The 14,878-nt window shown below is 39.8% G+C and carries 13 protein-coding genes; 5 read left to right on the forward strand and 8 right to left on the reverse strand.

Going from position 1 to position 14,878, the window contains the following annotated elements:
• Window positions 1-728 precede the first annotated feature (728 nt).
• The 3 genes from HMPREF0671_RS07135 to HMPREF0671_RS07145 all read left to right on the forward strand — a co-directional run bounded on the left by HMPREF0671_RS07135 (window position 729) and on the right by HMPREF0671_RS07145 (window position 4,991).
• Window positions 729-3,023 (forward strand): NADP-dependent malic enzyme, encoded by a 2,295-nt coding sequence (locus HMPREF0671_RS07135; RefSeq protein WP_036898719.1) that lies wholly within the window; start codon window positions 729-731, stop codon window positions 3,021-3,023.
• 64 nt (window positions 3,024-3,087) lie between these two features.
• Entirely contained in the window at window positions 3,088-3,756 is a 669-nt protein-coding gene (locus HMPREF0671_RS07140) for a carbohydrate-binding family 9-like protein (RefSeq protein ID WP_036898723.1), read from the forward strand.
• Window positions 3,757-3,866: 110 nt separating this feature from the next.
• Entirely contained in the window at window positions 3,867-4,991 is a 1,125-nt protein-coding gene (locus HMPREF0671_RS07145; RefSeq protein ID WP_232223178.1) for a DUF5103 domain-containing protein, read from the forward strand.
• Between the two features lie 11 nt (window positions 4,992-5,002).
• On the opposite strand, the gene HMPREF0671_RS07150 is transcribed toward HMPREF0671_RS07145, so the two are convergent.
• From HMPREF0671_RS07150 to nspC, 8 genes are all read right to left on the reverse strand, one after another.
• On the reverse strand, window positions 5,003-5,419 hold the full coding sequence (locus HMPREF0671_RS07150) for a Fur family transcriptional regulator (RefSeq protein ID WP_036898726.1): 417 nt from the start codon (window positions 5,417-5,419) through the stop codon (window positions 5,003-5,005).
• The gene (hisS, locus tag HMPREF0671_RS07155; protein WP_036898729.1) at window positions 5,412-6,791 is read right to left on the reverse strand and encodes a histidine--tRNA ligase; all 1,380 of its coding nucleotides are present in this window, start codon (window positions 6,789-6,791) and stop codon (window positions 5,412-5,414) included. The genes HMPREF0671_RS07150 and hisS overlap by 8 nt, the downstream gene beginning before the upstream one ends.
• A 3-nt stretch (window positions 6,792-6,794) precedes the next feature.
• Window positions 6,795-8,072: an adenylosuccinate synthase gene (locus HMPREF0671_RS07160; RefSeq protein ID WP_036898732.1), complete on the reverse strand. Its 1,278-nt coding sequence runs from the start codon at window positions 8,070-8,072 to the stop codon at window positions 6,795-6,797.
• A gap of 26 nt (window positions 8,073-8,098) precedes the next feature.
• Window positions 8,099-8,569 carry a Fur family transcriptional regulator gene (locus HMPREF0671_RS07165; protein ID WP_036898735.1) on the reverse strand — a complete coding sequence of 157 codons (471 nt, stop codon included), beginning with the start codon at window positions 8,567-8,569 and terminating at the stop codon, window positions 8,099-8,101.
• Between the two features lie 71 nt (window positions 8,570-8,640).
• Window positions 8,641-9,258, reverse strand: coding sequence for a DNA alkylation repair protein (locus HMPREF0671_RS07170; RefSeq protein ID WP_036898737.1), 618 nt, complete (start codon window positions 9,256-9,258; stop codon window positions 8,641-8,643).
• A 14-nt stretch (window positions 9,259-9,272) separates the two neighbouring features.
• Window positions 9,273-11,228 (reverse strand): dihydrofolate reductase, encoded by a 1,956-nt coding sequence (locus HMPREF0671_RS07175; RefSeq protein ID WP_036898740.1) that lies wholly within the window; start codon window positions 11,226-11,228, stop codon window positions 9,273-9,275.
• A 19-nt stretch (window positions 11,229-11,247) separates the two neighbouring features.
• Window positions 11,248-11,709, reverse strand: coding sequence for an AraC family transcriptional regulator (locus HMPREF0671_RS07180; protein WP_052052914.1), 462 nt, complete (start codon window positions 11,707-11,709; stop codon window positions 11,248-11,250).
• 279 nt (window positions 11,710-11,988) lie between these two features.
• Entirely contained in the window at window positions 11,989-13,164 is a 1,176-nt protein-coding gene (nspC, locus tag HMPREF0671_RS07185) for a carboxynorspermidine decarboxylase (RefSeq protein ID WP_036898743.1), read from the reverse strand.
• 109 nt (window positions 13,165-13,273) lie between these two features.
• On the opposite strand from nspC, the gene HMPREF0671_RS07190 reads away from it, so the two are divergent.
• Both HMPREF0671_RS07190 and HMPREF0671_RS07195 read left to right on the forward strand, forming a co-directional pair.
• On the forward strand, window positions 13,274-13,882 hold the full coding sequence (locus HMPREF0671_RS07190; RefSeq protein WP_036898746.1) for a thiamine phosphate synthase: 609 nt from the start codon (window positions 13,274-13,276) through the stop codon (window positions 13,880-13,882).
• A gap of 32 nt (window positions 13,883-13,914) precedes the next feature.
• Window positions 13,915-14,853 carry a ribose-phosphate pyrophosphokinase gene (locus tag HMPREF0671_RS07195; RefSeq protein WP_036898754.1) on the forward strand — a complete coding sequence of 313 codons (939 nt, stop codon included), beginning with the start codon at window positions 13,915-13,917 and terminating at the stop codon, window positions 14,851-14,853.
• Window positions 14,854-14,878: the final 25 nt, after the last annotated feature.

Raw genomic sequence — 14,878 nt, forward strand, 5'->3', positions numbered from 1 at the left:
AAACAAAAATCTATCCTCAACGGCCAAAAAAAGAGAGGACATAGCAAATGATTTGTGAGTCAGTCAGTTCTGATTATTCGACCATTCGGGGGAAAAACTGCCAAAAGACGGACTTTTGCAAACTTTGGACAGAGCAGCGTTACTAAAACATTACCCTATATCCAAGTAGGAAGGAATGGCAAAAACGGTAATGAACGAGCTAATCCCCAACTGAAATCTTCTGCAAAGATAGCCAAATAAAGGGAGAAAGGGAAGAAAAAAGGCAAAAAAAATGAATGCTTGGAATCTTTCCCGTCAAAGTACAATGAATTGCGTATCAGCGGATAACCTGACAATAAATAGTTTTGTAACTTATAAAGAGCCAGAGTTATGCGAAGTACGTTTAAGGTTCTGTTCTACCTCAAAAAGAATGCCCCGAAGAAAGATGGCATGTGACCTCGCTTTGCAAATTAACCAACGACATGGTCGGCGATGGAACCCAGTGTGAGCCCTGAGCTCGAAGAGGAAAGTATCATTATAATTTATGTAGGCTCGGAGAGGAGTCTGTATACACTTGGTATGTGAGGTTGTCCCGAAAAACGGCCGTTTTAGTTACTTTGGCGGGAATTTATTTCAGGTTTTATAGAGGAAAGATACAAAAAACAAGAAAAACCGATATACATTTAAACGTTTTTTCGTAACTTTGCTTCTTAGAGATAGTTACTAAACATTTTATAATATACATAGTTATGGTTAAAGTTACAAAGGAGGCCGCGCTCCTTTATCACAACAACATCAGACCGGGCAAGATAGAAGTCAAACCCACAAAACCTTATCATACACAGACCGATTTAAGCCTAGCCTACTCGCCGGGTGTAGCCTATCCATGCCTAGAGATTCAGAAGAATCCTGACGACGTATACAAGTACACCGACAAAGGTAATCTAGTCGCTGTTATCAGTAATGGTACGGCAGTATTAGGCCTTGGAGACATTGGTGCTATGAGTGGAAAGCCTGTAATGGAGGGTAAAGGACTGCTATTCAAAATCTATGGTGGTATAGATGTGTTTGACATAGAAGTTGATGAAAAAGACCCTGAGAAATTTTGTGAAGCCATTGAGAAAATAGCTCCTTCATTTGGTGGTATCAACTTGGAGGATATCAAAGCTCCGGAATGTTTTTATATCGAAGAAAGACTGAAAAAGACACTGGACATTCCAGTGATGCACGACGACCAGCACGGTACGGCTATCATCTCCGCAGCAGGCTTAAAGAATGCTTTGGAAGTTGCCGGTAAGAATATAGGCGACGTAAAGATTGTCGTCAATGGAGCCGGAGCAGCTGCTATCAGTTGTACAAAATTATATGTAGCATTAGGAGCTAAAGTAGAAAACATTCTCATGTTGGATTCTAAGGGAGTCATCACTGACAACAGAGAGAAACTCACACCACAGAAAGCAATGTTTGCTACAGCAAGAAGAGACGTCCATACTCTTGAAGAAGCTATCAAGGGTGCAGACGTATTCGTAGGTTTATCGAAGGGCAATATCTTGTCTCAAGACATGATTCGCTCCATGGCTGAAAACCCTATCGTGTTTGCATTGGCCAATCCTGTACCCGAAATTAGTTATGAGGATGCCGTTGCCAGCCGTCCCGATGTATTGATGTCAACTGGACGTAGCGACTATCCTAATCAGATTAACAACGTAATCGGGTTCCCCTATATCTTCCGTGGTGCGTTGGATGTCCATGCCAAAGCTATCAACGAGGAGATGAAATTGGCTGCCGTAGAAGCTATTGCCAATTTGGCAAAACAAACAGTTCCCGATGTCGTAAATCAAGTTTATCATGTTACGGATTTGTCATTTGGCCCTAAATACTTCATACCGAAGCCTGTAGACCCACGTTTGATTACAGAAGTAAGTGCAGCCGTTGCCAAAGCAGCTATTGAGAGTGGTGTGGCTCGTAAGACTATTACAGACTGGGATTCATACAAACAAGGATTGTTACAGTTGTTGGGACAGGAAACAGCTTTGACCAGAAAACTTCACGAAACAGCTAGACTACATCCGCAGAAAGTAGTATTTGCTGAGGGTGGACACCCAACAATGATGAAAGCTGCAGTACAAGCTAAACAAGAAGGTATATGCTTTCCTATCCTATTAGGTAATCCTGACCGTCTTAACCGTTTGGCTCAACGATTGAAATTAAATCTTGATGGTATCGAAATTATCGATATGCGTGCCGATCAAGAACAAGGACGTCGTGCTACATTTGCAAAACATCTAGCCGAAAAGAGAGCTCGTAATGGATATACTTTTGAAGAGGCTTACGACAAGATGTACGAACGCAATTACTTTGGTATGTCTCTAGTAGAAGATGGTATAGCCGATGCTTTCATCACAGGTCTATACACCAAATACAGCAATACTATCAAAGTTGCAAAAGAAGTGATTGGTGTTCGCGAAGGCTATAAGACATTTGGCACCATGCATATCCTTAATACAAAAAAGGGTATCTATTATATTGCCGACACATTGATTAACCGTCACCCTGACGAGAACGTACTTACAGACATCGCTAAGTTATCAGCCCACACTGTAGAGTTCTTTAACGAGACTCCGGTTATGGCCATGCTAAGCTATTCTAACTTTGGTACCGACGAAGTTGGTAGCCCCGTTAAAGTTCACATGGCGGTAGAGCAAATTCAGAAGGAGTTTCCCGATTTGGCTATAGATGGTGAAATGCAAGTCAACTTTGCGCTCAACAAAGAGTTGAGAGACGACAAGTTCCCATTCTCACGCCTAAAAGGTAAGGACGTCAACACATTGGTATTCCCCAATATGAGTAGTGCAAATTGTAGCTACAAATTGCTACAAGCGCTAGACGCCGATACAGAAATCATTGGCCCGATTCAAATGGGACTCAATAAACCTATTCACTTTACCGACTTCGAAAGTTCTGTTAATGATGTAGTAAACATTACTGCTGTCGCTGTAATTGATGCGTATGTTGAGAAATTGAAGAAAAGTAACAATCAGTAAATACTAACTAATGGTATGCATTTCCCTATTAGGGAATATGCATACCATTTATACTTAATAATTTATGACTAACAAATTGATTATAGAAAAATTATCTTGTACGGACATATCCGTATCATCTGTATCTAAGGTATTCCAAGAAAAAGGAATTCAGTACGAACGATTAACTCATTCAAATTGGTTTGAGCAATTCCCTTACGAGCCAAAAGTAGAATTTGCTATCGCGCATAACGGCCAATACATCTTCATCAATTACAAAGTAGAAGAGGAATCTATAAGAGCGCAAGCGCTCACAGACAATGGACATGTGTGGGAAGATTCTTGTTGCGAGTTCTTCATTTCACCCGACGGACAGACCTATTATAATTTTGAATGTAATTGTATTGGTACGCTATTAGTAGGATTTGGTCCCGGACGTGAGGCACGAACCTTAGCCTATCAAGACATTACAAGCACTGTAGAACGTTGGAGTTCATTGGAACATCGTGAAATAGAAAACACAGAAATAGGCTCTTATACATGGGAATTATCTTTAAAGATACCTACCATGGCATTCTTCAAGCATGATATCAAATCTTTTGATGGACTTGAAATGCAAGGTAATGTATATAAATGTGGTGACAAATTACTGCATCCTCACTTTGTATCACTATTCCCAATCAATCTCCCAAAGCCGGACTTCCATTGTCCAACATTCTTCAAAGAGATTCAATGCTCAAATAAGGCACTTTGATAAGACTGAGGCATATTATACTGTTCATTGCTTGTCTGATTTATAACTCGACTTATGCGCAAAGGAACGAGGTGTATTCAGACAATATAGCTTCATTGCAAATCAGTGGAGTGAATGAGTTATTACCTATATATTATATGGATAGCTCTACTCCACTGACTATTGCTTTTGATGAATTGTCTCACGATTATCACCACTATGCATATAAGATAGAGCATTGTGAATATGACTGGGCGGTCTCAAAAGACCTCTTTGAAAATGACTTTATTGATGGATTTGCAGAAGATAACATTATCTATGATGCCCAGCAATCCATCAATACCAACATCTTATACACACATTATTCATTTGAATTGCCCAATAAGGATTGCAGATTCAAGATTGGAGGAAACTATAAGATAACCGTTTATGATCTAAATAATAAAGAACAACCGGAATTTACAGTTTATATTTTGGTTTCAGAACAGACGATGGAAGTAAATCTTAATGTTATTACCAATACGGATATAGACATCAACCATAGCCATCAACAAGTCGAAATGAAGGTAAATTATGGCAGTATAAGTGTTATAAATCCAAGTCAGCAAATCAAAGCTACAATCTTACAAAACGGTAGATGGGACAATATATGCGCAAATCCGGCACCCACTTACACTACATCTAGCGGATTACAATGGAGTCATAATAAGGATTTAATATTCTCTGGAGGAAACGAATATCGTAAATTTGAGATTCTAGATGATAATCACCCGACACTGAAAGTTGAATCTATAAAATGGGATGGCAATCTATTCAATGCGTATATTACAACAGATGAGCCACGAACAAGTTACGTATATGACGAATCAGCCAATGGTGCTTTCTTCATTCGCAATAGCGATAATATTGACAATGATACACAATCAGATTACCTAAAAGTACATTTTAGATTAAAATCACCTCGATTAAGCCATCCTATCTACATCAATGGAATATGGACAAATGGCCTATTCAATCAAAAAACAATGCTATCGTACAATGAAGATGAGCAAATGTACGAAACAACCATCCTATTAAAGCAAGGTTACTATTCCTATCAATATTTACAATACCATCCTAATAATGGTGCGATATTTGTTCCTAGTGAAGGAAACTTCTTTCAAACTAGGAACAAATATCAAGCACTCATCTATTATAGAGGTTACGGAGAAAGGACAGATAGACTCGTTGGAGTGGGTCTATCTAATTACCATTAGCCATTCTCACTTTATTCAATATTCGCACATTCAGAGCAAATGCCCTTGTAATAAAGCTGTACTTCATCGACAACATGCCCATGAACGGTCTTGGGCAATTTGAAAGTGGGAACATCTTCATCCATCAAATCAACTATTTTTCCACACTTTTTACAGAAGAAATGAACATGTGGTGCTGTATTACCATCGTAACATGCTTGTCGATCATCAATCGTTATCATTTGCACCGCATTCCGCTCTGCGAGGAGATGCAAGGTATTATAGACTGTCGTCCTACTTAAAGTAGGAATCTCATCATGTAATCCTTGATAGACATCTTCCACAGTTGGATGGGTAAAATGTGTCAGGAGATAATCCATTATAGCCAATCTTTGAGCTGAAGGACGAATACCTCGCTCTACGAGTTTGTGATAAGCACTCTTATTCATTATTACCTGACTGAATAATTAGCTCTACCATTTCTGAAGAGGTGACCATTTTCTGTTCGCCAGTGGTCATGTTTTTTAATGTAACTTTATTAACAGACATCTCGTTCTCACCCACAATAGCAACATAACCTACGTTCTTTGCATTAGCATAATTCATCTGTTTCTTCATCTTAGCTTGGTCTGGATAAACCTCAGTACGAATCCCTGCCTTGCGTGACACCGTTGCTAATTGAAGGCTATAAGCAGCCTCTGCCTCTCCTAAATTCAAGAAAAGAAGCTGTACACTATTGTTCGTTTCCTTCGGATATAAGTCTAGTGTATTAAGAACATCATAAATACGGTCTGCTCCAAAACTAATACCAACCCCACTGATACCGGATAAACCAAAGATACCGGTAAGGTTATCATAGCGTCCACCTCCCGTAATACTACCAATAGGAGTATCCAATGCCTTCACTTCAAAGATGGCTCCGGTATAATAATTCAGTCCACGAGCAAGCGATAAGTCCAACTCTATCGTATTCTCTAAAGTTGCTGCTTTGAGTGAATCTAATATAAATTGAGTCTCTTCAATTCCCTTCAAGCCAACTTCTGAACTTTGCAGGAACTCTCGCATTGTATTCAATTTTTCGTCATTAGTACCCGAAAGCGAGATAACAGGTTGCAATTTAGCTATCGCTTCTTCGCTAATACCATCGTTACGTAGTTCTTCATTGACATTCTCAATACCAATCTTATCGAGCTTATCAATAGCTACAGTAATATCAATGATCTTATCTGCCTCTCCTATCACCTCGGCTATACCGGATAATATCTTACGATTATTAATCTTGATAGCTACGCGAGTGCCAAATTTAGAGAAGACAGTATCAACGATCTGCATCAGTTCTACCTCATTCAGTAATGAGTCTGATCCCACAATATCAGCATCACACTGATAGAATTCACGATAACGTCCCTTCTGGGGTCTATCTGCTCGCCATACCGGTTGAATTTGATAACGTTTAAAAGGAAGCTGTAGCTCTTCCCTATGCATAGCGACATATCTTGCAAAAGGAACCGTCAAATCATATCTTAGCCCCTTTTCGCAGAGTTTACTTGCTAATTTTACAGAGTTCCTTTCCTCTAATTCCTGATTATCAATCTTTGCTAAATAGTCTCCGGAATTCAATACTTTGAAGAGTAACTTATCGCCCTCTTCTCCATATTTACCCATAAGAGTCTGCAAGGTCTCTAATGCCGGTGTCTCTATCTGTTGAAAACCATAGAGCGAATATACTTCTTTTATTGTAGAGAAGATATAATTCCGCTTGGCCATTTCTATTGGGCCAAAGTCTCTTGTCCCCTTGGGTATACTTGGTTTATTTGCCATTATTTATTTTCTAACAATTGTTTGGGCGCGATCCGGCCCTATTGAAATAATCTTAATTGGAGTCTTCAACTGAGCCTCTAAGAACTCTACATAGCTACTAAACTCCTTGGGGAATTGTGATTCTGAAGTAAATTGAGTCATATCAGTCTTCCATCCGGGTAGCTCTTCATATATCGGTTCAACCTCATCTATATCATATGGGAAATCAGAAGTAACTTCTCCATTCTTCAACTTATAAGCAGTGCATGCCTTAATTGTATCAAAACTATCAAGAACATCGCTCTTCATCATAATCAATTCGGTCACACCATTGACCATAATAGAATAACGCAATTGGACAAGATCTATCCAACCACAACGACGCTCACGCCCTGTAACAGCTCCATACTCATGTCCTAGGTCTCTCAATTTCTTTCCGGTTTCATCGAATAATTCCGTAGGGAATGGTCCGGAACCTACTCGTGTACAATAAGCTTTCATGATACCATACACGTTTCCAACCTTGTTTGGGCCAATACCCAAGCCGATACATGCTCCTGCACAAATCGTATTAGAAGACGTCACAAATGGATATGAGCCGAAATCAACATCCAACATTGTGCCTTGAGCACCCTCACACAAGATGCTAGAACCATCTTGTAAATATCGATTAATCTCATGCTCACTATCCACAAAATGGAATTGACGGAGATATTCAATACCTTCCATCCACTTCTTCTCAACTTCTGTAATATCAAAGTCTGTGTAGTTAAGAGCCTTCAACATTTCAATATGGCGTGCTTTATGGGCTGCATATTTCTCTTCAAATTTGTCAAGGATATCACCAACTCTCAAGCCCGCTCTACTTACCTTATCTGTATAAGTAGGACCGATGCCCTTACCTGTAGTACCCACCTTGTTCTTACCTTTAGCCAACTCTTGTGCGGCATCCAATAATCTGTGTGTAGGCATAATCAGATGAGCCTTCTTCGAGATATGCAATCTTTCTTTAAGAGGGTGCCCACTCTTCTCCAAATCCTTCGCTTCATCCATGAACAAGTCGGGAGCAAGAACTACTCCATTTCCGATGATATTCACCTTTCCGCCTTGGAATATGCCGGAGGGGATTGATCTTAAAACATATTTCTGGCCTTCAAATTCCAAAGTATGTCCGGCATTTGGCCCCCCTTGGAAACGAGCCACAACATCATATTGAGGTGTCAGCACGTCAACAACCTTCCCTTTACCTTCATCGCCCCACTGTAATCCGAGCAGGACATCAACTTTACCTGTTGTGTTCATTGTTCTATAGATATTTCGTTTAATTTCTATTCTACTTGATTCGACTTGTCACGATTAAACTTTGTTTGGCATTTACTACAAAGGCCATAAATGTATAGAGAGAAGCCGTCCTTGTAAAAGCGCTTGTATTTCACCTCATCAATGGCCTTAGCTATCTCCGGATAATATACCTCCGTCACTTTACCACACATCGTACAGATTTGATGGCAATGATTTTTATTAGCATAGCTTATCTCATATTTGGTTCCATCTAGCAATTTATGCCGCACTATCAGGCGTAATTTAAGAAACAACCGCATTGTATTATACAATGTGGCACGACTAACTCTGAAATTAAGTTGCTCTAACTTCCTACTTAACTGTTCTAATGAAAAATGTCCTTCAATCTGATAGGCTGTTTCCAAAATGGCATGTCGTTCCGGAGTCTTCCGTTTATTATTATTTTCCAAATAGCGATCTAGAACGTCACGAGCCGTCTTTAATGCTTCCTCGTTCATATTGCACCTGTCATATTGTCCCACAAAGTTATCAAAAAACTTCTATATATAAAAACATTGATAGACAAAATCTACAATATTCCATCCAACCTCTGTAGAATGATATCTGCCCGCTCTTGATAATCCTCCCCCAAATCCATAAAACGATGCAGGCTATTAGTCGCTGCATGTCTGACTCCAACATGCTTACACTTCAATGCTGCGACGATGCTACTTAAATATTCTTGCGCATCAGCATCAGTAGGAATATGTCCATTCACAAACAATCTAGCTAGCAATTGATAAGCCATTATTTGCATCATTTCATTATCCGCCACCATCCATTTATAAGCTAATTGGGGTGAACGCTCCCAATATTGCAACAGATTAAAGGCCAACAACTCCGCCATTTCCTGCGAATTCACTTGTTCACCCCATGCTTCCAACAACTCATCGGTAAGCGATTTCACCGGTATTATCAGCGTTGCAAGAATCTTACATTCCCTGATATTCTCTTGCCACAATGCCAAGGCTAATGCTTCATCCTTGCCGTATTCCACAGCCATCTTTTGCAATTCTGGCAAAGGCACTCCCCAATTAATCTTATAACTGACACCTTTTTGCCCCATAGAATGAGCTGTGGGACCACTCATATACAGCCTGAACGACTGTTTTATCTTCCTTAATTTCTCGTGTGTTATTTCTTCCATTCTATTCTGTTTGCTTATATCAATGTTGCATACTCGGTTGAATATCTCATCATTTGTTGTTCATAAGTCTCAGTGTAATCCACCAATACGTCCGTCACAGTCTTACCATCCGCACCATATTCGAGCTTTAACCACGGATTCAAAAAACCTTTATAAGGTGCTATATTCAGTTTCTTGTATCTTTCCAACACTTCATGATGCAGACTTGCATCAATCTTTACGCCATAGGTTTCAACCATCTGTCGGGCAGCCTCAAAGTCTCCTTCACTCTTGATACGCTGTACTTCTTTAAGTAGTTCTCCAAAAGAGTATCTAAGCTTTTGATAATCATCTACATGTAAGAAAGTCTTCGTATTAAGCTTAAATAGCTTAACATTACCTTCCGAATGGTTTAAAATCCAATTTCCTATCAACGCCCTATTCCTCATATGCGCCTCTTCCAGTTGTTGTCCTTCCTTTATTCTCACATTTTGAGTCAGCAAGCCATTCAACAAATAGGTATAGTATTGACTCTTGTAGGCTTCAGAAGAATCTAATAATCCTAACTCTATCAGCTTCGGATCTGCCACATAATAGAGTCCGAACAAATCTGCCCTAGCCTCCTCTATCGTATTACCATAAGCTTTTAAAGCCTCCGTTGTAACACCGGGCAAAGTCCGTCCACTTCCATGCCCTAGACATTCATGCAGATCAGTATGCAAATCATCGCAGATATCACCATACTTTTCTATCAGTTGGCGAGTTGCATCATCGTCTACAAATTCCTCCAAAAAGCCGTTGCCTTTTGCTATCTTATTATAAGCAGAAGTGAGATTTCCTATTGTCACACTTTTACTGCCATATTCTGTTCGAATCCAATCAGCATTAGGCAGATTGATTCCTATTGCGCTCGCCGGATACTCATCGCCACCCAACATAGCGGCATTAACAACATTAGCTGTGACACCTTTTACTACTGGTTTCTTGAATTGAGGATCAACCGGAGAGTGGTCTTCAAACCATTGGGCATTCCTACATATCGTTTGTGTTCGTTGAGTAGCTTGCAAATCCTTATATTCCACAAGCCCTTCCCAAGTACCTTTCATACCAAGTGGGTCACCATACACTTCTATAAAACCATTGATAAAATCTACTTGTCCATCTAGTTCTTGCAGCCATTCAATAGAATAATTATCAAAAACTTCTAAATCTCCTGTTTCATAGTAACTTATCAACAATTCTATAACCCTTACTTGAGTTTCATTTTCAGCAAATTCCTTTGCCTTTCCTAGCCAATATACAATTTGTTGTAAGGCTGAACGATACATGCCATCCACTTTCCAAACTCGCTCCGATATACCATCGGCTGTTTTCAGCAGTTTGGAATTAAGTCCCCATGAGACTTTGCTATCCGGATATTTTTTGCGCAACTTGTCATAATATGCTTCTACTTCCGCTTGTTGTACCCCTTCGTAAAAATTACAAGCAGACGTTGATACCAAATCATCCCCATCGGTCTGATTGACTCTACGGGCACAAACTTCCGGAGAAAAGATGACCGGACATAGCTCATCTAGCAAATCTTTAGCATGTTCGTCAGTTTTTAATGGTAAAACTGATTCATCTACTTGCATCACTTGTTGACGCAAATAAGCCTCTGAAAAATCTGGTACAAACTTCTCACAACCATAATGATGATGTATTCCACTAGAAAACCAAACTCGCTTTAAATACACTACAAGTGCATCCCAACTACTATTATCACCATGATTCGTGCTATTCGTATAGACAGCCTCAAGCATCCGTCTAATACGTAGGTTATACTTTCCATTTTGGTCGAACGTGATGTCACGCCCTATCAACGTTGCTTTCGACAAATAATATATATATAATTTCTGCTGAAGAGTCAATTCTTCAAATCCTTCTAACTTATATCGCAGCATCTGTAAATCTGCGAATCGTTCTCCCGAATAATTAAAATTATCTTGCATTCTTCTTTTATATGTTTGTTCACTCGTTATTATCCGCCTTTCCTTTTGATGAAGAGGGCCTTTTGGTATAGCCTCCATGCTGAAACCTATATTCTCGCGGAGTACACTTATTCTGTTTATAAAACGCAGCATAAAAGCTCTGCCTGTTGGCAAACCCGACCATATCGGACACATCTTCCATATTCAATTTACCGAATCTCTTACTCGCCAAAATACCCATAGCCTCTTCTACGCGATACTTATTTACCAAAGAAGTATAGTTCATGTGAAACTTCACATTTACTACTGCAGAGATATAACGAGTGTTAGTACCCAAATCTTCTGCCAGTTTTTTTGCAGAGTAGTCCTTATCCTTATAATGTTTCTGTTTAAACAGAATCTCATGAACTTTCATCTTAAGCTCATTCATTAAACACGAATTGACCAACGAACGGTACACGGCCTTCTTTTCTTTCTTCTCTGTAATATTATACTTACTCATAGCAATATACTTTTGACTAGACAAATATAGGGAAAAATAATAACATTACCGACTTTACTTATCATTTTTTACTACCGTCGATTATAAGATATATACCACTATATCACAGTAACCAGCATCATTTTTCCTTGTATTCCAAATCTAATAACAATCAGCCATCTATACCATCAATCCGTTGCACGGGCTTAGCAACACTGCTGTCAAGCCCATTCAGCAATACTGCAAATACACAACAGCAATTCTGCAAAGCCCACTCAGTAAAATCAGAAACGCCTAGTGCTAATCCATGCGAGACTTATAGTCTTCGTAATCATACTCTCGAAGGATAGTTAAATTACCGCTATCATCAGCTATTCCTAATGCGGGATGCGAGATACCATTGAATGTATTGGTCTTGACTGTAGTGTAATGTATCATGTCCTCAAATATAATATTCTCTCCAATTTGCAGTTGATGGTCGAACTGCCAACTACCCATGAAATCGCCGGATAGACAGCTATTGCCACCTAATCTATATATATAGGCATCTAAACTTGCACCGTTTGCCGCCTCCATGGGTAAAGTCTTCGCATTGCGTACAGCTGGCTGATAAGGCATTTCAAGACAATCGGGCATATGACAAGTAAAACTTACATTCAATATGGCAGTCTGTATGCCATGGTCTTCTACCACATCTACAACCTGCGATACGAGCGGACCAGTCTGCCAAGCAAAGGCACTACCGGGCTCAAGTATTACTTGCAGATGAGGATATCTATCATGGAAACCTTCCAAAACACGAATGAGTAGGTCAACATCATAGTCACTTCGTGTCATCAAATGCCCCCCACCAAAATTAATCCACTTCAATTGTGAGAACCAAGGAGAAAACTTTTCTTCTATATGTTGGAGTGTACGCTGGAACACATCGGCTCCACTCTCGCAATGACAATGACAATGAAAGCCCTCTACGTCGTTCGGAAATGTGACCGGAAGCTTATCGGCCGTAACTCCAAATCGCGTACCGAGGGCACAAGGATTATACAAATCAGTACCAACTTCCGAATATTCAGGATTTACCCGCAGGCCTATGCTTATCTTAGGATTGCCAGCTTTCACTCTTTGAGCGTATCGAGCATATTGCGATAACGAATTAAATGTCAGATGACTAGAGTACTTTGCAATTTCGTCTATCTCATAATCAGTATATGCAGGAGAGAACGTATGCGCCTTACTCCCAAACTCGTAAAATGCCAATTTAGCCTCATTGAGAGAGCTAGCAGTCGTTGCTCCGATATATTCTTTAAAAATTGGGAAAGTTTTCCACAAAGCATAAGCTTTAAAAGCCAATATTATTTCTACATCAGCAGCTTTTGCAACATGCTGAATCAATTCCAAATTACGTCTCAGTTTGGATCCTTCCAAGATATAAATCGGACGATGAATCCCTGCAAAAGTAGTCAAGTCGACAGTCATTCTCTGTAAAGTTAGTATTTTATAGTGCAAAGATAGTTTTTTAATCAGTAATAAATTGGGAGTTTATAATAAAATTCATAAATTTGCATCGGTAAATATTTACAGACGGATGAAGCTAGTAATAATGACTAAATCTTCTTTCTTTGTTGAAGAAGATAAAATTCTTGTCACACTCTTTGACGAAGGGATGGACAATTTACATCTCTATAAGCCAGATTCATCCTCTCTCTATGAAGAGCGACTATTGTCGTTAATCCCAGAACAGTATTACAAACGTATCACCCTACACGAGCATTTCTACCTCAAGAAAGAATATAATCTGGCTGGCATTCATTTAGACACTCCTTCTATAGAAGTGCCGGATGGCTACAAAGGCAAGGTTAGTCGCACATGCACAGATATTGCTCAACTCAAAGAAATGAAGAAGAAATCAAACTACGTCTTTTTGAAGAATGTATTTGATTGTATTGAGTTTAAGGATGAAAGGTCGAATTTCAGTATAACAGAACTGGAGAATGCCGCAGCTAAAAGGCTTATAGATAAGAAGGTATATGCGCTAGGAGGTATGGGACTCGATAATATTGCAATCGCTAAAGAACTTGGATTTGGCGGAGTAGTGATTTGTGGCGATATGTGGAAACGGTTCGACATTCACAACCAAGTAGACTTTAAAGATTTGGTAGGCCACTTCGAGCAATTAAGAAAAGCAATTGATTAATAAACTTAAATCAAAATAAAACGCTAATGGAAATGAGTGAAAACAACTCTTTTTTGGTTTTCTCGGGAACAAGTACGAGATACCTTGCAGAAAAAATTTGTGCCAGTCTCGGTTGTCCCTTAGGCAATCTAGTAGTAACAAGATTCTCTGATGGTGAATTCGCAGTGTCTTATGAGGAATCCATTCGCGGCCGTGACGTCTTCCTCGTACAAAGCACTTTTCCCAATTCAGACAATCTTATGGAGCTTCTGTTGATGATTGACGCAGCCAAACGTGCTTCTGCACGCCATATCATTGCCGTTATTCCCTACTTTGGATGGGCACGTCAGGACCGCAAAGACAAACCGAGAGTCAGCATTGGAGCCAAGCTAGTGGCCGATCTTCTCAGTGTTGCGGGCATTGATAGATTGATTACGATGGACTTGCACGCCGACCAGATTCAAGGATTCTTTGATGTTCCTGTAGACCACTTGTATGCTTCAGGCGTCATTCTGCCTTATTTACAGAGTCTTCACTTGAAGGATTTAGTGATAGCTTCGCCCGATGTGGGTGGTTCTAAGCGTGCTAATACCTACGCTAAGTACCTCGGTTGTCCGCTCGTTCTTTGCAACAAAACACGCGCTCGTGCCAATGTTGTAGACAGCATGCAAATTATTGGTGACGTTGCCGGCAAGAATGTGGTTATCGTTGATGATATGGTAGACACCGCAGGAACCATTACCAAGGCGGCCGACATAATGAAAGAAGCCGGAGCTTTGAGCGTTCGTGCATGCGCTTCACACTGCGTTATGAGCGGTCCTGCATCTGAGCGTGTACAGGATTCGGCTTTGGAAGAGATTGTATTCACCGACTCTATCCCTTATTCTCACCGCTGTGCGAAAGTTAAGCAGCTCTCTGTTGCCGATATGATAGCCGAAACTATCAAGCGCGTGGTTCAGAATGAGAGTATCTCTTCACAATATTTGGTATAAAAATTATCTATATATAAAAAAGAAG

The organism is Prevotella sp. S7 MS 2 (assembly GCF_000762865.1).
In the GTDB taxonomy this organism is placed as follows: Bacteria; Bacteroidota; Bacteroidia; order Bacteroidales; family Bacteroidaceae; genus Prevotella.

Coding starts and splice junctions, on each gene's coding strand:
- HMPREF0671_RS07135 (WP_036898719.1), top strand. CDS start 729: ATGGTTAAAGTTACAAAGGAGGCCGCGCTCCTTTATCACAACAACATC.
- HMPREF0671_RS07170 (WP_036898737.1), bottom strand. CDS start 9,258: ATGGAAGAAATAACACACGAGAAATTAAGGAAGATAAAACAGTCGTTC.
- HMPREF0671_RS07160 (WP_036898732.1), bottom strand. CDS start 8,072: ATGAACACAACAGGTAAAGTTGATGTCCTGCTCGGATTACAGTGGGGC.
- HMPREF0671_RS07165 (WP_036898735.1), bottom strand. CDS start 8,569: ATGAACGAGGAAGCATTAAAGACGGCTCGTGACGTTCTAGATCGCTAT.
- HMPREF0671_RS07175 (WP_036898740.1), bottom strand. CDS start 11,228: ATGCAAGATAATTTTAATTATTCGGGAGAACGATTCGCAGATTTACAG.
- HMPREF0671_RS07180 (WP_052052914.1), bottom strand. CDS start 11,709: ATGAGTAAGTATAATATTACAGAGAAGAAAGAAAAGAAGGCCGTGTAC.
- hisS (WP_036898729.1), bottom strand. CDS start 6,791: ATGGCAAATAAACCAAGTATACCCAAGGGGACAAGAGACTTTGGCCCA.
- HMPREF0671_RS07140 (WP_036898723.1), top strand. CDS start 3,088: ATGACTAACAAATTGATTATAGAAAAATTATCTTGTACGGACATATCC.
- HMPREF0671_RS07190 (WP_036898746.1), top strand. CDS start 13,274: ATGAAGCTAGTAATAATGACTAAATCTTCTTTCTTTGTTGAAGAAGAT.
- HMPREF0671_RS07150 (WP_036898726.1), bottom strand. CDS start 5,419: ATGAATAAGAGTGCTTATCACAAACTCGTAGAGCGAGGTATTCGTCCT.
- HMPREF0671_RS07195 (WP_036898754.1), top strand. CDS start 13,915: ATGAGTGAAAACAACTCTTTTTTGGTTTTCTCGGGAACAAGTACGAGA.
- nspC (WP_036898743.1), bottom strand. CDS start 13,164: ATGACTGTCGACTTGACTACTTTTGCAGGGATTCATCGTCCGATTTAT.